The sequence below is a fragment of the Erythrobacter sp. KY5 genome (assembly GCF_003264115.1).
GTDB lineage: Bacteria > Pseudomonadota > Alphaproteobacteria > Sphingomonadales > Sphingomonadaceae > Erythrobacter.
Genome location: NZ_CP021912.1, coordinates 1,436,403 through 1,455,849 on the forward strand (window position 1 = coordinate 1,436,403; position 19,447 = coordinate 1,455,849).

The 19,447-nt window shown below is 59.8% G+C and carries 21 protein-coding genes; 16 read left to right on the forward strand and 5 right to left on the reverse strand.

The features are described from left to right. Positions 1 to 172 precede the first annotated feature (172 nt). The 15 genes from CD351_RS16020 (at position 173) to CD351_RS06830 (ending at position 14,241) form a co-directional block, all read left to right on the forward strand. Complete coding sequence (locus tag CD351_RS16020; RefSeq protein ID WP_007163447.1) at positions 173 to 295, forward strand: hypothetical protein; 123 nt, start codon at positions 173 to 175, stop codon at positions 293 to 295. Between the two features lie 16 nt (positions 296 to 311). Continuing rightward, complete coding sequence (locus tag CD351_RS06765) at positions 312 to 1,436, forward strand: NAD(P) transhydrogenase subunit alpha (RefSeq protein WP_111991891.1); 1,125 nt, start codon at positions 312 to 314, stop codon at positions 1,434 to 1,436. A gap of 4 nt (positions 1,437 to 1,440) precedes the next feature. Beyond that, positions 1,441 to 1,722, forward strand: a complete 282-nt coding sequence (locus tag CD351_RS06770; RefSeq protein ID WP_007163450.1) for an NAD(P) transhydrogenase subunit alpha — start codon at positions 1,441 to 1,443, stop codon at positions 1,720 to 1,722. A 3-nt stretch (positions 1,723 to 1,725) separates the two neighbouring features. Beyond that, positions 1,726 to 3,183: an NAD(P)(+) transhydrogenase (Re/Si-specific) subunit beta gene (locus CD351_RS06775; RefSeq protein ID WP_174214252.1), complete on the forward strand. Its 1,458-nt coding sequence runs from the start codon at positions 1,726 to 1,728 to the stop codon at positions 3,181 to 3,183. Positions 3,184 to 3,201: 18 nt separating this feature from the next. Further along, positions 3,202 to 3,567 (forward strand): hypothetical protein, encoded by a 366-nt coding sequence (locus CD351_RS06780; protein ID WP_111991892.1) that lies wholly within the window; start codon positions 3,202 to 3,204, stop codon positions 3,565 to 3,567. A gap of 60 nt (positions 3,568 to 3,627) precedes the next feature. Then, positions 3,628 to 5,169: a tetratricopeptide repeat protein gene (locus CD351_RS06785; protein WP_162627641.1), complete on the forward strand. Its 1,542-nt coding sequence runs from the start codon at positions 3,628 to 3,630 to the stop codon at positions 5,167 to 5,169. Between the two features lie 60 nt (positions 5,170 to 5,229). Beyond that, complete coding sequence (locus CD351_RS06790) at positions 5,230 to 6,414, forward strand: parallel beta-helix domain-containing protein (protein WP_111991894.1); 1,185 nt, start codon at positions 5,230 to 5,232, stop codon at positions 6,412 to 6,414. Continuing rightward, positions 6,414 to 7,424 carry an SO2930 family diheme c-type cytochrome gene (locus CD351_RS06795; protein WP_111991895.1) on the forward strand — a complete coding sequence of 337 codons (1,011 nt, stop codon included), beginning with the start codon at positions 6,414 to 6,416 and terminating at the stop codon, positions 7,422 to 7,424. The genes CD351_RS06790 and CD351_RS06795 overlap by 1 nt, the downstream gene beginning before the upstream one ends. A 5-nt stretch (positions 7,425 to 7,429) precedes the next feature. Next, entirely contained in the window at positions 7,430 to 8,392 is a 963-nt protein-coding gene (locus tag CD351_RS06800) for an alpha/beta fold hydrolase (protein ID WP_234027287.1), read from the forward strand. A 116-nt stretch (positions 8,393 to 8,508) separates the two neighbouring features. Next, positions 8,509 to 9,219, forward strand: a complete 711-nt coding sequence (locus tag CD351_RS06805; protein ID WP_174214253.1) for an aspartate/glutamate racemase family protein — start codon at positions 8,509 to 8,511, stop codon at positions 9,217 to 9,219. Between the two features lie 334 nt (positions 9,220 to 9,553). Beyond that, positions 9,554 to 10,747: a deoxyguanosinetriphosphate triphosphohydrolase gene (locus tag CD351_RS06810; protein ID WP_111991897.1), complete on the forward strand. Its 1,194-nt coding sequence runs from the start codon at positions 9,554 to 9,556 to the stop codon at positions 10,745 to 10,747. A gap of 27 nt (positions 10,748 to 10,774) precedes the next feature. After that, positions 10,775 to 11,503: an NAD(P)H-binding protein gene (locus CD351_RS06815; protein WP_111991898.1), complete on the forward strand. Its 729-nt coding sequence runs from the start codon at positions 10,775 to 10,777 to the stop codon at positions 11,501 to 11,503. A 23-nt stretch (positions 11,504 to 11,526) separates the two neighbouring features. Next, entirely contained in the window at positions 11,527 to 11,970 is a 444-nt protein-coding gene (locus CD351_RS06820; protein ID WP_111991899.1) for an ABA4-like family protein, read from the forward strand. 92 nt (positions 11,971 to 12,062) lie between these two features. Further along, positions 12,063 to 13,625 (forward strand): long-chain-fatty-acid--CoA ligase, encoded by a 1,563-nt coding sequence (locus CD351_RS06825; RefSeq protein ID WP_111991900.1) that lies wholly within the window; start codon positions 12,063 to 12,065, stop codon positions 13,623 to 13,625. Between the two features lie 16 nt (positions 13,626 to 13,641). Continuing rightward, on the forward strand, positions 13,642 to 14,241 hold the full coding sequence (locus CD351_RS06830) for a DUF938 domain-containing protein (protein WP_111991901.1): 600 nt from the start codon (positions 13,642 to 13,644) through the stop codon (positions 14,239 to 14,241). 9 nt (positions 14,242 to 14,250) lie between these two features. On the opposite strand, the gene CD351_RS16025 is transcribed toward CD351_RS06830, so the two are convergent. The 3 genes from CD351_RS16025 to CD351_RS06840 all read right to left on the reverse strand — a co-directional run bounded on the left by CD351_RS16025 (position 14,251) and on the right by CD351_RS06840 (position 15,604). Further along, complete coding sequence (locus tag CD351_RS16025; protein WP_007163463.1) at positions 14,251 to 14,379, reverse strand: hypothetical protein; 129 nt, start codon at positions 14,377 to 14,379, stop codon at positions 14,251 to 14,253. A gap of 113 nt (positions 14,380 to 14,492) precedes the next feature. Further along, entirely contained in the window at positions 14,493 to 14,621 is a 129-nt protein-coding gene (locus CD351_RS15865) for an entericidin A/B family lipoprotein (RefSeq protein ID WP_007163464.1), read from the reverse strand. A 53-nt stretch (positions 14,622 to 14,674) separates the two neighbouring features. After that, the gene (locus tag CD351_RS06840; protein ID WP_111991902.1) at positions 14,675 to 15,604 is read right to left on the reverse strand and encodes a DMT family transporter; all 930 of its coding nucleotides are present in this window, start codon (positions 15,602 to 15,604) and stop codon (positions 14,675 to 14,677) included. A gap of 64 nt (positions 15,605 to 15,668) precedes the next feature. Between CD351_RS06840 and CD351_RS06845 the strand changes: the two genes are divergently transcribed. Next, on the forward strand, positions 15,669 to 15,911 hold the full coding sequence (locus tag CD351_RS06845) for a hypothetical protein (protein WP_111991903.1): 243 nt from the start codon (positions 15,669 to 15,671) through the stop codon (positions 15,909 to 15,911). Here the strand turns inward: CD351_RS06845 and CD351_RS06850 are convergent. After that, positions 15,908 to 17,458, reverse strand: a complete 1,551-nt coding sequence (locus CD351_RS06850; protein ID WP_111991904.1) for a CpaF family protein — start codon at positions 17,456 to 17,458, stop codon at positions 15,908 to 15,910. The genes CD351_RS06845 and CD351_RS06850 overlap by 4 nt on opposite strands. Positions 17,459 to 17,744: 286 nt before the next feature. Further along, positions 17,745 to 19,034, reverse strand: coding sequence for a sulfatase-like hydrolase/transferase (locus CD351_RS06855; RefSeq protein ID WP_162627642.1), 1,290 nt, complete (start codon positions 19,032 to 19,034; stop codon positions 17,745 to 17,747). Between the last annotated feature and the right edge of the window lie 413 nt (positions 19,035 to 19,447).

Below are 19,447 nucleotides of genomic sequence, written 5' to 3' on the forward strand. Positions count from 1 at the left end.
GGCGCGCTTTTGCAGGCCGTTGTCGCGAAGGTGGGTTGAGCAACACCGCTTGCTTCGATACGGGATACCGAACCAATCGCTAACTGGCGCGCTTTGGTCAGTCGGGATCGCAATCCGGCATATCGAACCTGGAAAGGGGCGCGCCGCACATTTTGCAAAGGGATACGCAAGAATGAGCACGCATGACATGGACAAGGCACGCTCGACCTATGACAGGTTCATGGGATCGCTGAAGTGGATCGTGCCTGTGATCGCCGTGATCACGCTTTTCGTCGTCACGCTGATCGCGCCATAAGGAAACCCGACCCTATATGAAAATCGCAGTTCTGAAGGAGCGCAGCCCCGGGGAAACCCGCGTGGCAGCGACGCCCGAGACGGTGAAGAAATTCATCGCTCTAGGTACGCAAGTCGCTGTCGAATCAGGCGCGGGAGAGCATGCCTCCATCAGCGATGACGCTTTTGGCGATGCCGGGGCCACCACCGGCGATCTTGCATCGACGGTGAAGGATGCGGACATCGTTCTCGGCATTCAGGCTCCTGACGTAGAACTGCTGAATGGCGCGAAACCCGGTGCATGGGTGGCGGCGCTCTTCAACCCGTTCCAGAACGGCGATCTGGTCGAGGCATATGCCAAGGCGGGGCTTGAGGCCCTGAGCATGGAATTCATGCCGCGCATTACGCGCGCGCAGTCGATGGACGTGCTTTCGAGCCAGTCGAACCTGGCCGGCTACAAGGCGGTGCTGACCGCAGCCGACACTTATGGCCGCGCTTTTCCGATGATGATGACCGCTGCCGGCACCGTGCAGGCAGCGAAGTGCTTCATCATGGGTGTGGGGGTCGCAGGGCTTCAGGCGATTGCGACCGCGAGGCGTCTGGGCGCGCAGGTCTCCGCGACCGACGTGCGCTCCGCCACCAAGGAACAGATCGAAAGCCTCGGCGCCAAAGCGATCTTCGTGACCGATGTCGAGGGCATCGAAGGCGAAGGCGCGGGCGGATACGCCACCGAGATGAGCGATGAATACAAGGCCGCCCAGGCCAAGCTGGTGAGCGAACACATCGCCAAGCAGGACATCGTGATCACCACCGCGCTTATCCCGGGACGCGCCGCGCCGGTGCTCATCACCGATGAACAGATTGCGACGATGAAGCCGGGAAGTGTCATTTACGATCTGGCCGTTGCGCAAGGCGGCAATGTCGAAGGCTCAAAGCCCGACGACATGGTCGAGCGCCACGGCGTCAAGATCATGGGTTATGCCAACACGCCTGCGCACCTTGCCGCCGACACATCGGCGCTGTTCGCGCGCAATCACTTCAACTTCCTCTCCGCTTTCTGGGACAAGGAGGCGGGCAAGCCGGAACTTGACGAAGAGATCGGCGACGCGATCCGCCTGACCAAGGGCGGCGAAGTTGTGAGCGAACGGCTGAAGGGAGCCTGATCAAATGGATTTCATCAGCATTCTCTCGATCTTCGTGCTGGCGTGTTTCGTCGGCTATTACGTGGTCTGGTCGGTCACACCGGCGCTTCACACGCCGCTGATGGCGGTGACCAATGCGATCTCTTCGGTGATTATCGTTGGCGCGCTGATCGCGGCGGCAGAGTCGACCGATCCGGTGGCCAAGTATCTGGGGCTTGCCGGGGTGGTGATGGCCAGCATCAACATCTTTGGCGGCTTTGCTGTCACGCAGCGTATGCTCGCGATGTACAAGAAAAAGGAGAAGTAAGAGATGACCTTCTCCATTCTAGCAGGCGCCGCTGACAGCGCCGGAGCCACTCCCGCCTGGGCTATGCTTGCCTACCTTGCGGCCGGTGTGTTCTTCATTCTCGCCCTGCGCGGCCTATCCAGCCCCACAACGAGCCGCACCGGCAACCGCAATGGCATGATCGGTATGGCGATCGCTCTCGTGACGACGCTCGTCACGCACGACATTGCCAATATCGTCGAGATCGGCATTGCGATCTTCATCGGTGCCATTGTCGGCGTAACGATTGCGCGCAAAATCGCCATGACCGCGATGCCGGAACTGGTCGCTGGCTTTCACTCTCTCGTCGGCATGGCCGCCGTGGTCGTGGGCCTTGCCGCGTGGCTCAATCCGGGGGCATTCGGCATTCTCGATGAGGCGGGCCAGATCCTGATGGTCAGCCGGATCGAGCTGGGTCTTGGCATCGCCATCGGTGCGATCACCTTCTCAGGCTCGGTCATCGCCTTCCTAAAGCTTTCGGGCCGGATGAGCGGTTCTCCGATCCTTCTGCCAGCGAGGCATGTGATCAATCTCGGCACGCTTGCCGCGATCATTGGCATTATCGGCTTTTACGCGGTCTCGCCCGATGGCGGGCCGGGCGTCGGCTGGCCGATCATTGCGATCACCGTGCTGGCGTTCGCGATCGGCTTCCTGTTGATTATCCCCATCGGCGGTGCGGACATGCCGGTCGTCGTGTCGATGCTCAACAGCTATTCGGGCTGGGCCGCGGCTGCAATGGGCTTCACGCTGGGCAATACGGCAATGATCATCACCGGCGCTTTGGTTGGCTCGTCGGGCGCGATCCTGAGCTATATCATGTGCCGCGCCATGAACCGCAGCTTCATCAGCGTGATCGCGGGCGGGTTCGGTGCCGAAGACGGCGCTGGCGCAAGCGGTGAACCGCGCGAACAGCGTCCCTACAAGCAGGGCAGCGCGGACGATGCCGCCTTCATGCTCGAACAGGCCGAAAAGGTCATCATCATCCCCGGCTACGGTATGGCGGTGGCGCAGGCGCAGCACGCGCTGCGTGAGATGGCCGAAGTGCTTGAAGAGAAGGGCGTCGAGGTCAAATATGCGATCCACCCGGTCGCAGGCCGCATGCCCGGACACATGAACGTCCTCCTCGCCGAAGCCAGCGTCGACTATGACAAGGTGTTCGAGCTCGAAGACATCAACAGCGAATTCGCCACCGCAGACGTCGCCTTCATCATCGGCGCAAACGACGTTGTGAACCCGGCGGCCAAGACCGACAAGTCTTCGCCGATTTACGGAATGCCGGTGTTTGACGTGGACAAAGCCAAGCAGGTCTTCTTCATCAAGCGCTCGATGGGCGGTGTCGGCTATGCCGGGGTCGACAACGACGTGTTTTACATGAACCAGACGACGATGCTGCTTTCCGACGCCAAGAAGATGGTCGAGGAAATCGTCAAGGCGATGGACTAGGGCTCACTGTCGAAGGCCATGCGTTTCCTCGTCATCATGCTGCTGGTTCTGGCGTTCGGAGTGGGGGTCTACTACGTCTTTCGCGGCGACGGGATGCTCGAACGCGTTACCGAGCAACGTGTTGAACAGGCTTTGCTCAACAACGGGGTGCCTGCCAACATGTCCGAATGCATGGCTCCGCGCCTCGTCGACCGACTCTCCATCGCGCAATTGCGCAAGCTGGAACGACTTGCACCCGAGGAAGGGGAAAACCGCGTGCCGCTTTCCACCGGTGAGGCGATGGCACGCATTCGCCGTGTCGATGATCGCGACGCGGTTGAGCAGTTTGTGCGGGTCGCCGGTGGCTGCGGGCTGGAAATCGGATTTGAGATCTTCGGGCGCTGACCCGCTTGCAATCCTCCCCCGGCCTGCTGCACAATGACAGGTAAGCTAGGGAACTTTGCCATGAGAACAATTTCAGCGATCGCCGCGGCGCTTCTTGCAGGCTCTGCCGCGAGTACGAGCCTGCCGGTATCGGCCCACGAAAGCCATTCCGAAGAGCAGGAATTCGCGCCCAAACAGGTCGGCGCACAATTCATGGTCGTGGAAACCACGGCCAACGATGCGGCGCGTGAGCCATTCCTGCGCGGCCTCGCCCTTCTGCATAACTTCGAATACGATTACGCAGCCGAAGCCTTCCGCGCAGCGCAGGCGGCCGATCCCGATTTCGTCATGGCCTATTGGGGCGAGGCGATGACTCACAATCATCCGCTATGGGAGCAGCAGGATTACGAGGCCGCGACCGCCGTTCTTCAACGCCTGGGCGAAACGCGTGAGGCCCGCGCCGCCAAGGCTCGCAATGCGATTGAAGCCCAGTGGCTCGGCGCGATCGAGACGCTGTATGGCGATGGCGAAAAGGAAGCGCGCGACCTTGAATACCTGGCCGCGATGCGCGCCATGCTGGCCGATCATCCCGGCGACATCGACGTGCGCGCCTTCACTGGTCTTGCGGTGCTTGGCACCTCGCATGGCGGACGTCAGGTTCCGCTTTACATGGAAGCGGCTGGCATCCTCGAGCCCGGTTTCATGACCAACGAGTTCCACCCCGGCATCCTGCATTACCTGATCCATTCCTATGACGACCCGGTCCACGCGCCGCTCGGCAAGCGAATGGCAGAGCGTTATGCGGTGGTCGCTCCCGAGGCGGGGCACGCGCAGCACATGGTCAGCCATATCTTTCATGCGCTCGCCGATTGGGAGGCGAGCGAGAAGGCCAATATTCTGGCAGATAGAGTGGTCGATCAGCAGCGCGCTGCGTCCGGCCGTCCGTCTTCCGATTGCGGGCATTATAACGAATGGCTGGTCTATGCGTTGTTGCAGCAAGGTAAGGACGCGAGCCAGCGCGTTGCAGCGTGCCGCGTTGCTGCGCAGGAACAGCTGTCAACAGGCGCTCGCAATCGCCTCGGTTTTGGCAACGCGTCTAGCTATGCCTCGATCGCGGCATGGCACGGTGTGGATACCGGCAATTGGCCCGAGCCGATGGCGATCTCTGGCGACGGCTTCATCCTTTTGCGGATGATGCAGGCTCACATGCGCGCGCTTGAGCATATGGATGATCCTGCAATTGTCGGCGAAGCGCTCAATGATTTGCGAAGCTTGTCCGGCGAATTCGCCCAAGTGCTCTCTCAAGTTGCACCCGATGATCGAACCAGCACTCCCTGGCTGGAACGGGCGGTGGACCAGGTGGATGCAATCAGGGTTCTCGCATCGGGAGACACCGACGCAGGTCTTTCAGCGCTTAGAGCTGCAGCCGAAGCGGAAAGCGCGCTCCCTGTGGTGTTCGGCCCACCTGCCATCGCCAAACCGAGCTGGGAGCTTCTGGGCGAGCAATATCTCGCATTGGGACGCTTCGCAGAGGCTGCCGAGGCGTTTCGAAAGTCGCTCCAATTTGCGCCGGGACGTCGCCTTTCGCGCGAAGGGCTTGAAATGGCTCGGTCTGGCGGCTGAATAGGTCTTGTCTTGCAACCTCTTGGCCTTCATCATGCACGGCCGAGAGGGAGACACGCAATGATCAGGATTTCGTTCGCCGCCGTGCTGCTAGCCAGCGCCGCACCGGCTTTGGCTGAGACGCATACGGTAAGCCCGGGCGACGGCGCACAGGAGCGCTTGCAGGAAGCGCTAATCCTGGCTGAGCCGGGTGACACGATCATGCTGGAGGCCGGGCGTTACACGCTCACCGACGGGTTGAGCCTCGATGTCGAAGGCGTCACCATTCGTGGGGCCGGGATGGACGGAACGGTCCTCGATTTCACGACACAGGAAGGATCGGGCGAAGGCCTGCTTGTCACCAGTGATAATGTGACCTTGCGTGATTTTGCGCTTGAGAACCCCAAGGGCGACGGGATCAAATCGAAGGGCGCAGACAATATCGTCTACTACCGCGTTCGCGTGACATGGACGAATGGGCCGGATCCCTCGAACGGCGCCTATGCGATCTACCCGGTCGAGAGCACGGGTGTGCTGGTCGACGGCGTGAAGGTGACGGGCGCATCGGACGCAGGGATATACGTTGGTCAGTCCAATCGCATAACTGTGCGCAATTCGATTGCAGAGGCGAATGTCGCCGGTATCGAGATCGAGAACAGCCGCAACGCGCTGGTCGAGCACAATATCGCGACACGCAACACCGGCGGTATTCTCGTCTTTGATTTGCCGGGTCTCCCGGTGATGGGCGGCGGCAATGTAGTGATTGCGAACAACCTCGTGGTTGCGAACGACACCGCAAACTTCGCCCCTCCGGGCAATATCGTTGCTGGCGTTCGCAGGGGCACGGGCATCATGGTGATGGCGAATGAAAGCGTCCTCATCGAAGACAACATCATCGACGAGAACCCCACCGCGCCGATCATGGTAATCGCTTTCACCCAGCAGTTCGAAGACGAGCGCTATAATCCGCTCGCCCGCAATATCGTTATAGGAGAAAACCTTTATGGCCGCGGGGGCGATGATCCGCAGCTTGAGGGCGCGGAGATGCTGATGGCGGCTTTCGGAGGTTCGCTGCCCCCGGTGATGTGGGATGGACTTGGTAGTCTCTATGCGGTCGCGGACACGGCCGGATGGACGCTCAACTTGCCCGAGCCTGGCAAAGGCGTCGCTGGGGCCAGCCCTGCTCCGCTCAGTGTTCCTGAGCCAGACGGTGAATTCGACCGAAGCGGTATTGGCGCGCCGCCTGAACTTGAAGAGCGCATCTGATGCGCTTTGCCGCCCTTCTGCTTGCGTGCGGCGCGGTTGCGCTGGGCGGCACAATGGCCGAGGCGCGGCTGGTCGCACCCGAGGTGTCGGATTTAGCCATCACGCAGGATGGCTTTCCGCGCACGCTCGATGAATATGGGTTCTTCATCCACGCCGATGTGCAGATTCCGACAGCGGACGTCATGCCATACGAACTAAACACGCCGCTCTATTCAGATGGTGCGGACAAGTTGCGCTTCATTTACGTGCCCGATGGCGAGACGATCAAAGCGAATGCGGACGGGTTGCTGCAATTCCCGGTCGGTTCCGCGATCATCAAGACCTTTGCTTTTGGCGAAGGCAGTGACCGGCGGCTGATCGAAACCCGTGTGCTGTTGAACCGTGCAGATGGCTGGCTCGCGCTGCCGTATCGTTGGAACGAGGAGCAGACCGAGGCACGGCTGGCGCTGGCGGGTGGCCGCATTCCCATCATCACGCCGGCAGGCGAAGAGATCAGCTACCGGATCCCGAACAAGAACCAGTGCAAGGCCTGCCATTCGCTCGATGATGCGGTCCTTCCCATTGGCCCGAAAGCGCGCAATCTGGCACCTGAATTGCTCGAACTGCTTTCCGAGCAGGGTAAACTCGACGCGGTGCCGGACGTATCGAGACCAATGCCTCGCTGGTCCGATGCCAACGCCGCGAAAGAGCCGCTTGCAAGGGCATATCTCGACGTGAATTGCGCGCATTGCCACAGGCCGGGCGGCGGCGCGTCCAATTCAGGTCTCGACCTGCGCTGGGAGCAGGATGCCCCCTTCGCGCGGGGCGTCAACAAGCCGCCAGTCGCCGCTGGGCGCGGGGCAGGGGGGCTGCTTGTCTCGATCGAGCCGGGTGACCCTGACGCCTCGATCCTCGTGCACCGGATGAATTCGAATGAGCCGGGTGTGGCGATGCCTGAACTCGGGCGCTCCACGATTGACGAAGAGGCGGTCGCACTGATGCGAGACTGGATTGCGGAGATGGGCAATTGAAGTGGGTGCTGCGGATTGTCGGCGTCCTCGCCGCTTTATTGCTTGTCGTCTTCCTGATCTTCCGAACGCCTGACACCGACGCAGAAGAGATGCGCGCAAAGTATGGCGGCGCACCGTCGCAATTTGTCGAGATTGAAGACGGCGTGACCGTCCATCTTCGCGACGAAGGGCCGCGAGACGGCCTTCCCATTATTCTCCTGCACGGTTCCAATGCGGATCTTCACACCTGGGAGCCTTGGGTAGAAGGGCTTGCCGACACTTACCGCGTCATCCGTTTCGATCAGGTCGGGCACGGTTTGACCGGTCCAGATCCGGCGGATGATTACAGCCGCGCAAACTACGCCGAAGACATCCGCGAAGTGGCAGACGCGCTCGGCCTCGATCGGTTTGTCATCGGTGGCAATTCCATGGGCGGCAAGCACACGATGGCGTTCGCCTCGGCCTATCCTGAGCGCGTAATGGGCATGGTGCTCGTCGATGCGGGCGGCATCCCGATGAACCAGATCGAGGTTCAGGAAGAAGACGATGACAGCGGCAATATCGGGTTCGCGATTGCAAGGATGCCTGGCATCAACAAGATCGCCGAACAGATAACCCCGCGCAGCCTGATTGCCCAAAGCCTTGCGCAATCGGTGTCGGTCAAAGAGATCGTGACCGATGAAATGGTGGATCGGTATTGGGAACTGCTTCGTTACCCCGGCAACCGCGCAGCGACCATGGCGCGGTTCAGCACGGATTATGAGCCGCTCACCAAAAGCGAGATCGCCGAGCTGGACATGCCAGCACTGATCCTTTGGGGAGAAGAGGATCGCTTGATCCCTGTGAGCGCAGGGCGCTGGCTCGATGAAACGCTGCCCCAAAGTGAGCTCATTATCTATCAAAGTATCGGTCATCTCCCTCAGGAAGAGATCGTCGGACCATCACTCGCCGATCTTCGCAAATGGCTGGGAACACTTGAGCAAGGCTGACCGTTGAGACGGTGTTAGCCATCTAACCGGCTAATTCATCTAAGCAATCCACGCCCTATGGACGGATAGCGCGCTTGGTGGCTACATCGTTGTGCGGCGCAGTATGGATTCGAGGAATGGCTTTGCGAAAATTGGGACTGATCGGCGGCATGAGCTGGGTGTCGACCGGAATTTATTACGACCGGATCAACCGGATCGTGCAACGCCGCGCAGCTCCCATGGCTTCCGCTCCGATGCTGATCGAAAGCCTTGATTTCTGCCAGCTTTACGCGCTTCGCGAAGAAAAAGACTGGAAGCGCGCAAGCGGGATTCTTTCGGAAAGCGCCAAACGGCTCGAAGGCGCAGGCGCTGAAGCGCTCATCATCGGGGCAAACTCGATGCACAAGCTTTACGATGAAGTGTCGTCCAACGTCGGGATACCGATCCTCCATATAGCAGATTACGTGGGCAAGGCGCTGAAGCGCGAGGGGCACAAAACCGCTGCCCTGATCGGCACTCGCAACGTCATGACCGAGAGTTTTTATCGCAAGCGGCTCGTCGCGCACGGCATCGACCTGCTTCCGCCCAACATGGTCAACGTCGAAACGCTTGACCGGATCATTTACGATGAGCTGATGGTTGGCAAGGTAACGCGCGATGCGCAGCGCGCGATGAAGACAATCATCACGAACAAGGCTCAAGAAGGGGCGGACTCGATTGTTCTGGCCTGTACGGAACTCGACCTTGTCGTCGATGTCGATGCCAATGTTCTGCCGGTTTTTGATTCAACCAGAATTCACTGCGAAGCGGCAGCGGACTGGATCCTTGAACAGGAATTGGTGAATTAGTCTGCAACTCGACCCTTCCACGAAACGCTTGGCCGCATAGCAGCATTGCATGGGGTGCAACGTGGGCGCGCTCGCTATACCTGCGGCGAGGAATTTGTCATCGAAAAGTAACAGGCAGATTCCGGGTCTTCGGGTCGCTCCGAATGACCCAAGAGCTTTAGGGCTCTTGGGGCCGCCTACCACCCCCCCATTGCACCCGGTGGGCGGTCCCTTTTTTTCCGGACTTGTGCACAACCGCGCCTTCCCACACCTTGGCTTTGGCCCTGTCCACGGCATTCATGGGAGGTTGCCGTTCTGTTCCCGTTGAGCGCGTGGCATCGGTGACCTAAGCGATATGCCCGTGACCACACGTGCTCCCTACTCCGCTGACCCCTTTGCCCATGGCGGGCGCGAGTTCGCTTCGCAGGGTACCCCTTCGCCGCTTGACGTCGGTGGAGAGACGCGCGGGCCGCGCACCGATTTTCAGCGCGACCGCGATCGTATCATTCACTCAATGAGTTTTCGTCGGCTCAAGTCCAAGACGCAGGTGTTCATTGCCCCTGATGGCGATCATTACCGCACACGACTGACCCATTCGATAGAAGTCGCGCAGATTGGACGGGTGCTGGCGCGCGCTCTTGGCGTTGATGAAGATCTGACTGAGGCGCTGTGTCTCGCTCATGATCTGGGGCATCCGCCTTTTGGTCACGCGGGCGAGGCGGCCTTGTCTGAAGCGATGGCGCGACATGGCGGATTTTGCCACAATGCCCAGGCCTTGCGCACGGTCATGCGGATCGAATCCCCATATCCCGGCCATGATGGATTGAACCTGACCTGGGACCTGCTCGAAGGGCTTGCCAAGCATAATGGCCCGGTCGCGGCGCCCAATTGGGCACTTGCACAGCTGGACGAAGCCTTCCCGCTCAACCTTGGCACCTGGCCCTCGCTCGAAGCGCAAATCGCGGCGATTTCGGACGACATAGCTTATGACAATCACGACATCGACGATGGTTTGCGCGCAGGCTTCCTAAGCCTTGATGACCTGATGGAACTGGAATTCCTCGCAGACCAGTGGCGCTCGGTCGAAAAACGCTTTCCCAATGCCCCGCGTGAGCGCCTGCTGCGAGAACTCATCCGCGATCAGATCGGCCTGATGGTGAACGACGTGCTCGAAAACACGAAAGAGCAGGTGAAGGGCATCGGTTCGGTAGACGAGGTGCGGGATGCAGGGCGACAACTGGCGGGCTTCTCGCCGGATATGGAACACAACGAACGGGCGCTCAAATCCTTCATGTATGAAAAGCTTTATTACCACCCGGAACAGGTCAGCGCCGCTGAGCGGGCAAGGGACGTCATCGCGCGGCTCTTTGCTGCATATTCTCAGGACCCGCGCCTCATGCCCGAGGAATGGCAAGCTCGCCTGCCGGAGACTGAGCCGGGTCGTAGCCGCACGATCGCCGACTTTATCGCCGGGATGAGCGACCGTTTCGCCATTCGCGCATGTGAAGCGATTTACGGCGAGCAGCCGCAGGGGCTCGTCAATGTCTGATCGCATCATCGTTGAGCGGAGCGCAGGATGACCGAATACGGAGCGCACGAGAAGACGCCGGTTCGCATCGGCCTGGTCGGATCGACCGGCATGATCGGTCGGCGGCTTATCGAGATATCGAGCGCAGGAGACCAAGCTCGCATTGTGGGCATCGCGCGGCGAGAAATGGAACTGCCCAAGGGCGCGCGGGTCGAGATGTTTATCGCCGATACCGAGAAATGGGGCGAAGTCCTTGAGGCTGTCCGGCCAAGAGCGCTGATCTGTGCACTCGGCACGACATGGAAGAAGGCAGGCCGCGACGAGGCCGCGTTTCGCGCTGTCGACCACAATCTCGTTCTGGCGACAGCACATTCCGCCGTCGAAGCGGGCATTCCCAACATGGTGCTGATCAGCTCTGCTGGAGCCGATCCGCGCCAGAAAAATTTCTACCTCAAAGTGAAGGGCGAGGTTGAAGCCGAGGTGTCGAAGGTGGGCTTCAAGCGCCTCGATATATTGCGACCGGGGCTGCTGCGCGGCCAGCGAAAAGGCGATCTGAGGCCCGTTGAAGCGGTGGCGCGGTTCGCGAGCCCTGTGATCGATCCGCTGCTGCCGACGAAGTGGGAGATGTATCGCTCCATCTCATCAGATCTGGTTTGCGAAGCAGCGCTCGGCCTGGCGATGCGAAAGGCGGCGGGCCGCTTTACGCATGATAACGAGGCCATGAAACGAGCTGCGCGCGAATGGAGGGCAAAGGCCGAGGCGCCTCTGCCCGAATAACGGGTCTGGATAGGGGTACGATCATGGACTGGGGGACGGTATTTAACGGCGCCAATTTGATGGCGATGCTTGCTTGGGCTGCGCTGATTCTTCTGCCGCGATGGCCCGCTTTGCTGTCGGCGCTATTGTATCTTGGCGTGGGCGCGCTTTGCCTGCTTTATGCTGGAATTCTCGTAAGCCTGCTGACCGGTCTTTCGGCAGGAAGCGATGGCGGCAGCTTTACCAGTATCGAAGGGGTGCGCACCCTGTTCGGAAGCGATGCAGGGTTGACGCTGGGATGGGTGCATTACCTGGCTTTCGACCTGTTCGTCGGCCTCTGGATCGCGCGGGATGGCGACGCAAAAGGCATCTCGCGCATCCTTCAGGCCCCGGTTCTGCTCGCAACATTCCTGTGCGGCCCTGTCGGCCTGCTCGTTTGGCTGATCGCGCGCGAGCCCGCTGCACGCAAGCAGGGGCGGCCAGCCTGAACCTGCCGACACCATCAAAAAGTTGGACGCGGCGCCATTATCTTGGCTAACCCTACGGCAAGCGAAGAATCCGGGATTAGAGAGGGTAGCATATGGCGAGCGAGGCCGATCACGACATGTTGAGTTTCGACGATTTCCTGAGCTTTTGGAGCAAAGAGCGTCCTGACGGCATTGCTCTGGAAATGGGGGGCCGCGCCACGACCTATGGGGAAGCGGATCACCAGACCCGGCAGCTGATCGCGTGCTTTCAAAGCCACGGCGTCGGGCATGGTGACCGGATCGCCTGGCTGGGCAAGAACTCGGACCGTTACTTCATGCTTCTCTATGCTGCGGCACGTGTGGGCGTCGTGATGGCTCCGATCGGCTGGCGACTTGCCCCGCCTGAAATTGCTTACATCCTAGGCGACACCGGCACTAAGGTTCTGTTCGTTGAAGAGGCCTTCATCGACACGGCAAGCCAAGTGACCGGCTCGATGGAAAATGCCCCCAAAGTGGTGGAAGTCGAAACCGCCTTTCGGCAAGCTCTCGAAATGGAGCCTGCCAGCTATGAACCCGCGCATGGCGATGATCCGGTGCTCCAGCTCTACACATCAGGCACCACGGGCAACCCCAAGGGTGTGGGACTTTCGAACAAGAACCTGTTCTCGCTGCGCAAGCCCAGCCTCGATGAGCAGGCTCCGTGGCACAAATACGAAGAGGGCGACTGCATTCTCGCCGCCATGCCCTGCGCGCATATTGGCGGGACCGGGCTTTCGGCCATTGCTGTTGCCAACGGCATTCGGGGGCACATCCTGCCCGAATTCACACCCGACGGGGTACTCAGCGCGATCCAGAACGGCGCGACGCACATGTTCCTCGTGCCTGCTGCGATCCAGTTCGTGATTCAGCATCCTATGGCCAAGGAAACCGACTTTTCGAACTTGCGCTACCTCATGTATGGCGCGGCGCCCATGCCGCTTGAATTGCTGAAGGCAGCGGTGGGGACGATGCCTGGAACAGGCTTCCTCCAGGTTTACGGCATGACCGAGACGACCGGGACGGTGACCATGCTCCCGCCAGACGATCACTCGCTCGAAGGCAACGAACGCATGCGTTCGGCGGGCAAGGCGGTTCCGGGGGTGAAAATCGAGATCCGCGGAGAGGACAACACGGAAGTGCCGATTGGCGAGATTGGCGAAATCTGCATCCTGTCGCCTTCGAACACCGCGGGGTACTGGAAGCTTCCCGAGGCCACTGCCAACACGATCGACGCCGATGGCTGGCTGCACACGGGCGATGCGGGGATCATGGACGCGGACGGCTATGTCTATATTCAGGACCGCATCAAGGACATGATCATTTCGGGCGGTGAGAATGTTTATCCCGCAGAGGTTGAGAACGCCATCTTCGGGCACCCTGCGATTGCCGAGGTCGCCGTGATCGGCATCCCGTCGGAGCGCTGGGGCGAAGAGGTGAAAGCGTGCTGCGTCCCGAAGCCGGGCATGGAGATCGAGGAAGGCGACGTGCTGGCCTATGCACGCGAACGGATCGCCCCTTTCAAGGTGCCCAAGAGCATCGACATCATCGCGGAAATGCCGCGCAACGCTTCTGGCAAGATCCTGCGCCGACAGTTGCGTGCGCCCTATTGGGAAGGGCAGGACCGACAGGTTTCCTGACAAACTTGACTCGCCGATGAAGAAGCACGCGCCCGCCACCTTGCGCAATCGCGAAGCCATTGCGAAAATACTGGCAACTGAGTTGCCCGAAAGCGGGCGTGTGCTTGAGATCGCCAGTGGTTCAGGTGAGCACGCCGCTTTCTTTGCGGAGCGTTTTCCCGCGATACACTGGCAACCGAGCGACTGTGACCGTGACGCCATCGCCTCGATCCTTGCCCATCGCATCGATTACGAGGGTGCCAATCTGAGCATGCCGATGGTGCTCGATACGCAAAGTCCGGGCCCGTGGGAGGTGATGGGCGTTGATGCAATTGTGTGCATCAACATGGTCCACATCGCGCCTTGGGAGGCGACCAAGGGGCTGTTCAGGGGCGCTGCCCAATTGCTGGGCGGCAAGAATCTGCCGCTGATCCTTTACGGCCCATATTTTGAGCAAGGTGTTGAAGCGGCGCCGTCTAACATTGCCTTTGACGAAAGCCTGCGCGCCCGAAACAGCGAGTGGGGCATTCGTACTGCCGAAGATTTGGGCAGGCTCGCCAGCGAACATGGCTTCGCCCGCACTGCACGTTACGAAATGCCTGCCAACAATCTGACGCTGGTTTTCCGCAGCGCCTGAAGCCAGAGCTCAGGTTTCGTCGTCGACCGCGTCGGCAACCGATTTCAAGTCATCGCCCATGCCGCGAACGGTATTGCAGGCCGCGGTTGCGGTGAGCATTGCGCCAAGCGCGACGGCGGTGAGGATCTTGCGTTTCATGGGGTTAGGGCTCCTTTGCGATGATCTGATAATCGCTGTAGCCTGTACCGGGCACAACAAAAAAGGGCTCACCTGCGATAGGTGAGCCCTTTTTGCTTCGAGTGGGGGACTGCTCAGGTTTCTTCGTCAACCGCATTTGCTGCTGACTGAAGGTCTTCGCCAGCGCCGCGAACGGTGTTGCAAGCGGCAGCGCCGAGTGTCATCGCGCCAAGGGCGACTGCGAGAATTGTCTTGCGGATCATGGGGTTCTCCTTCGGGGGTTGGTGATCACCAAACCTCAACAAACCAGCATGCGCTAAAGTTCCATTGTTTCGATGCGACGCGCTTTTGCTGCGGCCAGCTGCTTCTCGCGCCATGCAATAAGAAGCCCTGCGGCGACGATCAGCGGGGCGCCGAGCCACAGGGTTGTAGGCGGAGTTCTTTCAAAGATGCTCCACCCGTACCAGGTCGCCCAGAGAAGCGAGGTGTAGTCCATGAGGAGAATCACTCCCGCCGAACCGAAGCGCAGCGAGGACGTAAGCAAAATCTGCGCGAGCGCACCGCACAAAGCCATCGCGATGATGAGCCCCCACGTATCGGCATCATGCGGACCGATCACAAAGGGCAGGGCAAGCGCCATCAACGGCGTAGTGAACGCCGTGAACCAGAACACGATGCTCCATGGGGCTTCGGTTTTGTTCAAATCCTGGATCTGAAAGCTGATGACCGCCACCAGTGCGGCTGCAACCAACGCAACGCCAGCGCCAATCAGGCTGATGGGCGTTTCCGAACCAAGGCCAAATGCCGGCTGGGTCAGAACCACGACTCCTGCAAAACCAAGTGCGACCGCGCCCCAGCGATACCGCCCGACTTTCTCCTTGAAGAGCAGCACCGAAAGCAAGACCGCGAAAAAAGGCGCGGTAAAGCTTAGAGCGGTCGCCTCCGCAAGCGGCAGGAGCATGACCGCGCCGTAGACGAAAAACATGCCGACAATGCCAAAGACTGCGCGCCTCGCATGGGCTCCCAATCGCTTCGTCTTGATATCGGCAAGTCGACCCATCGCTGCGAGAAGAACCGCGACGCACACCAGCGTGATGGCCTGGCGCCAGAAGATGAGTTCGGTCAGTTCAACGCCGCGCTCACCGGCCACTTTGACCAGCATCGACATGGTCGCAAGCGTTCCGGCGGTGGCCAGTCGCAGGCTGAGCGCCAGATAAGGGCGAGGGCGTGCAACCGAGCCATCCATGGCGCACGCTTTATAAGCATGCCGGGATTGCGCAATGGTCAGCGTTGCCTAAATCGTCGCCACCATGGAATTGCTCACACAGATAGCGCTTGCGAGCGACGCGGTTCAGCTTGCGCTGGTCGGAGCCTTCTGCTGGGCGTTGGCTGTGGTCTGTCTATTGATGGATCGGATGCGCGAAAAAAGGCGCTCGCCCGAAAGGCTGGAAAAGGTCGGCTTCATGCCGTGGACGAGCCTGTTCGTTGCACTGGCTATCATCGGAGGCGGGTGCCTCGCGACGAGTCTACCCGTCGTGCTCGGTAGCCTTTAGAGGCACGCCTCAAGATATGCCTGGTCGAAGCCGAACTGGCGCGCTTTTTCGAGTGTGTAGGGACGCAGGCCGGACGAACGAAACTCGCCCATGATCTTGCCGTCCTCGCTCTCGTCGAGATATTCGAATTTGAAGAGCTCCTGCGTCACGATCACGTCGCCTTCCATCCCGATCACTTCGGTGATGTTGGTGGTGCGGCGCGAACCGTCGCGAAGACGTTTCACCTGCACGATCAGGTCGACCGATTCCGCGATCTGGCGCGAAATGGCCTCCTTCGGGATCTTGATGTCGCCCATCAGGATCATGTTTTCCATACGGCCAAGGCACTCTCGCGGAGAGTTGGCGTGAAGCGTACACATGGAGCCATCGTGGCCGGTGTTCATGGCGGCGAGAAGGTCGAAACACTCCGCGCCACGAATCTCACCCAGGATGATGCGGTCAGGACGCATACGCAGGGCGTTCTTCACAAGGTCACCAATCGTGATCGCGCCTTGCCCTTCAAGGTTGGGCGGACGTGTTTCGAGTGGCAGCCAGTGCGGCTGTTGCAGACGAAGTTCGGCCGCGTCCTCAATGGTCAACACACGCTCACCCGGGTCGATCATCTTCGACAGGGCGTTGAGCATGGTCGTTTTACCCGAACCCGTACCGCCCGAGATAACGACGTTCATCCGGCATGCGCCCGCGATCTTCAACGCGGTACACATCTTTTCTGACATCGAGCCGAATTCCTTGAGCATATCCAAGGTGATCGGCTTTTCGGAGAACTTACGAATTGAGATGGCGGTGCCGCGCAGTGAAAGCGGAGGCACGATGACGTTCACACGCGAGCCGTCTTTCAAACGGGCGTCGGCAAGCGGTGTGGTCTGGTCGACGCGGCGGCCAACCTGGTTCACGATGCGCTGTGCGATCTGGAAGAGGTGCTGTTCATCGCGGAACCGGATCGGCGCGATGGTGAGCTTACCCTTCTTTTCAATGTAGGTCTGGTCCGGACCGTTGACCATGATATCGGACACGTCCGGGTCGTTGAGCAGCTCTTCGAGCGGACCAAAGCCCAGCAACTCGTCGATCAGCACCTTTTCGAGCGCAAATTGCTCGCGGCGGTTGAGCGTGACCTTGAGTTCGGCCAGCACTTCCATGATGATCGGACGGAATTCTTCCGACAGCTCTTCCTTCGTCAGGGTCGCTGCGGCTTCCGGGTCAACACGTTCAAGCAGGCGCGGGAGCACCTGTTCCTTGATCTTGTGAACGCTTGCCTCGAAGCCACCGGCTTCGCTTTCGGCAGCGTTGACCGAGTTCATCCGTTCGGCCAGACGATCCATCGCACTGGCGGTCGCGTTGCCGCCACCCTGCGCTGGAGATGGCGAGGCGGGCTTTGCCCTTGCTGGCTCTGCGCTGCCGCCGTCACCGGGGAGGGGCGGAAACTGCTCGCCGCCATTTGCTTCGTCACTTTTCGGGCTGCCGCCCTTCATCGGCCGGGCTACGCCGAAAGCGGGCTTGGCGCCTGGCCTCATACCGCCAGCGCCACCCTTTTTGCCGAATGCGCTCATTCTTAAGCCCCCAGGCACTAAATCAATCCATGCGCAATCGCGGGTTATCGCGAAGAGCGCCTCTCGAAATGTGGTGAATAAATGGGAAAGCTTATTTTTTTCTAAAATTTCCCGCAGGTTTCAGATGGATTGCGCTTCGCGGTCAGTGCGATGGGCCGGGCAAATCCCTCGCAAGCCATGGTAAATATGGGATTACGCGGCTGACTGCGAGGATTCCGATACGTGCAAAGAGTTTCCGACCGAGCAGAAATGATATTGGCAGGATCTTAAAAGCGGGACGCGAAAATCAGCCGCGCCATTTGAGCATCAACCACGGTACTCGATCCGGGGCGAATTGCTGCCTGTTGTGCCGGTCGAAATAGGGCGGCATGTGGTCGCCCACGATAAGGATGTCGGTAGGCGGGAAATCGGAAGCAAGGATTTCCTTCACCAGCGCTTCGTCCATCGCATCCCAGATTGCGAACTGGCGACAGATCATCGGATAGTCCCTTGCGAGTTGCGGCGAAATCCGCTCGCAATTCTCAACGTCGAGATTGCTCTCCAACGGAACAGGCAAATGCGAATTCACGGAGAGCCAATAGACGAATTGCGGCTCTGCCGTTTCCTTGAGGCGCGCCGCTATCTGGGCAGGAACATCGCGGTCGCACACTCCGGGGAACACACCCCCGCACCTTTCAGCGCCGCCTTCGGCCAGGGACTCCCGGAAATGCGCATCCTCGAAACCGATATTCGGATACCACAGGTTACGATCGAAAAACTTGCCGTCGAATGAGTGATAGGCGGTTGTTTGCACGCCTTGCGCGGCCAATCTTGCCGGGAGACAGCCTGAATCGGTTGTTTCGCGCAGGTCATGATACTCGCCCCAGCGCCCGCACAACTCGCGGATTTCGCCCGACGTGGTCGAGCTGTAATATGTGGTTGTCCCTTTCGAGACCTCGAAGCGCGATTGAACATTCGGATTGGCAAACTGGCGAAATAGTAGGGTGTCCATCTCTTCGTTTCCTACCGGAACACCCATGGATTCCACCATGATCACCAGCAGGTTGCGTTCAATCGCTCCCGAGGCCGGAACGATCTTCGAATTTTCAATTGCTGATTCAAATGGCGCTCCCGCGGCCGCCACGCGGTTGTAGTGACCGCGCATGCCGTAACCCATATACAGATCGACCAGCGCAAGCGATAAGGTTGCGCCAGCGGCGAGCAGGGTCATCCGCTGATCCTCGAACGATGTCGGACGCCGAAGCGCGAGCATCGCGATGACAATTAGCCCGCCAATGAAAATGCTCCCGGCGACATATTCATATGACTGGCTGACATCGAGCTCTGCAAAGAACATGATCGAATGCGTCAGCGATGCCATTCCCAGATTGAACAGTCCTGCGATGAAGGACAGGAGAGAGAAGGCCATCAAGGCGAGGAAGGCGGCCAGCTGAACGATGTAAGAACGCTTGCGCACAACAAGCCCGACCGCACCGAATATCATGATTTCGAAAAAGCGCGGGGGCGATCCGACAAGATACATAAGCGCAAAGCCCGCATTCGCGAGCACAACCCAGACCAGCAGCCAATTCCTCAAGGCTCGCCACTCGCCTGGTTCGACAGACGACCAGCGCGGTGAAGATACAGTCGCTAGTGCTGCCGCATCGGCCATGTTTGTCGTGTTCCCGTCAACAGAGCACCGGGCGTGCCGCGACGTCTCAATCGTCGCGCAAGGCATCCGGCAATTTGCGTTCTTTCTGCGTCACCTGTGAAGAATAAAGGTTAGGACGCGGTTAAGCGAGCGGCCATGGGATGCTATCGGAACCGACCGGGATCGAGGGTTGTTTGCTCGCGCAAAGGGCGCGGCGAACTGAAGTTCTTCGTGCTACGACTTTCTGCGATCGGGCCGGTCTATCGTTAACCAAGCTCAAATGGTTTAGCCCTAGTCACCTGCATCGGCGCAATACGCCTTGCGCCGCCAACACGATAGGGTGGGGATGAACTCCGAAA

Excerpts from the sequence above, each read along its gene's own strand:
- CD351_RS06790 (WP_111991894.1), top strand. The coding sequence starts at position 5,230 with ATGATCAGGATTTCGTTCGCCGCCGTGCTGCTAGCCAGCGCCGCACCG.
- CD351_RS06820 (WP_111991899.1), top strand. The coding sequence starts at position 11,527 with ATGGACTGGGGGACGGTATTTAACGGCGCCAATTTGATGGCGATGCTT.
- CD351_RS06810 (WP_111991897.1), top strand. The coding sequence starts at position 9,554 with ATGCCCGTGACCACACGTGCTCCCTACTCCGCTGACCCCTTTGCCCAT.
- CD351_RS15865 (WP_007163464.1), bottom strand. The coding sequence starts at position 14,621 with ATGATCCGCAAGACAATTCTCGCAGTCGCCCTTGGCGCGATGACACTC.
- CD351_RS06780 (WP_111991892.1), top strand. The coding sequence starts at position 3,202 with ATGCGTTTCCTCGTCATCATGCTGCTGGTTCTGGCGTTCGGAGTGGGG.
- CD351_RS06815 (WP_111991898.1), top strand. The coding sequence starts at position 10,775 with ATGACCGAATACGGAGCGCACGAGAAGACGCCGGTTCGCATCGGCCTG.
- CD351_RS06850 (WP_111991904.1), bottom strand. The coding sequence starts at position 17,458 with ATGAGCGCATTCGGCAAAAAGGGTGGCGCTGGCGGTATGAGGCCAGGC.
- CD351_RS06840 (WP_111991902.1), bottom strand. The coding sequence starts at position 15,604 with ATGGATGGCTCGGTTGCACGCCCTCGCCCTTATCTGGCGCTCAGCCTG.
- CD351_RS06805 (WP_174214253.1), top strand. The coding sequence starts at position 8,509 with ATGGCTTTGCGAAAATTGGGACTGATCGGCGGCATGAGCTGGGTGTCG.
- CD351_RS06785 (WP_162627641.1), top strand. The coding sequence starts at position 3,628 with ATGAGAACAATTTCAGCGATCGCCGCGGCGCTTCTTGCAGGCTCTGCC.
- CD351_RS16025 (WP_007163463.1), bottom strand. The coding sequence starts at position 14,379 with ATGAAACGCAAGATCCTCACCGCCGTCGCGCTTGGCGCAATGCTCACC.
- CD351_RS06845 (WP_111991903.1), top strand. The coding sequence starts at position 15,669 with ATGGAATTGCTCACACAGATAGCGCTTGCGAGCGACGCGGTTCAGCTT.
- CD351_RS06825 (WP_111991900.1), top strand. The coding sequence starts at position 12,063 with ATGGCGAGCGAGGCCGATCACGACATGTTGAGTTTCGACGATTTCCTG.
- CD351_RS16020 (WP_007163447.1), top strand. The coding sequence starts at position 173 with ATGAGCACGCATGACATGGACAAGGCACGCTCGACCTATGACAGGTTC.
- CD351_RS06770 (WP_007163450.1), top strand. The coding sequence starts at position 1,441 with ATGGATTTCATCAGCATTCTCTCGATCTTCGTGCTGGCGTGTTTCGTC.
- CD351_RS06775 (WP_174214252.1), top strand. The coding sequence starts at position 1,726 with ATGACCTTCTCCATTCTAGCAGGCGCCGCTGACAGCGCCGGAGCCACT.
- CD351_RS06830 (WP_111991901.1), top strand. The coding sequence starts at position 13,642 with ATGAAGAAGCACGCGCCCGCCACCTTGCGCAATCGCGAAGCCATTGCG.
- CD351_RS06765 (WP_111991891.1), top strand. The coding sequence starts at position 312 with ATGAAAATCGCAGTTCTGAAGGAGCGCAGCCCCGGGGAAACCCGCGTG.
- CD351_RS06795 (WP_111991895.1), top strand. The coding sequence starts at position 6,414 with ATGCGCTTTGCCGCCCTTCTGCTTGCGTGCGGCGCGGTTGCGCTGGGC.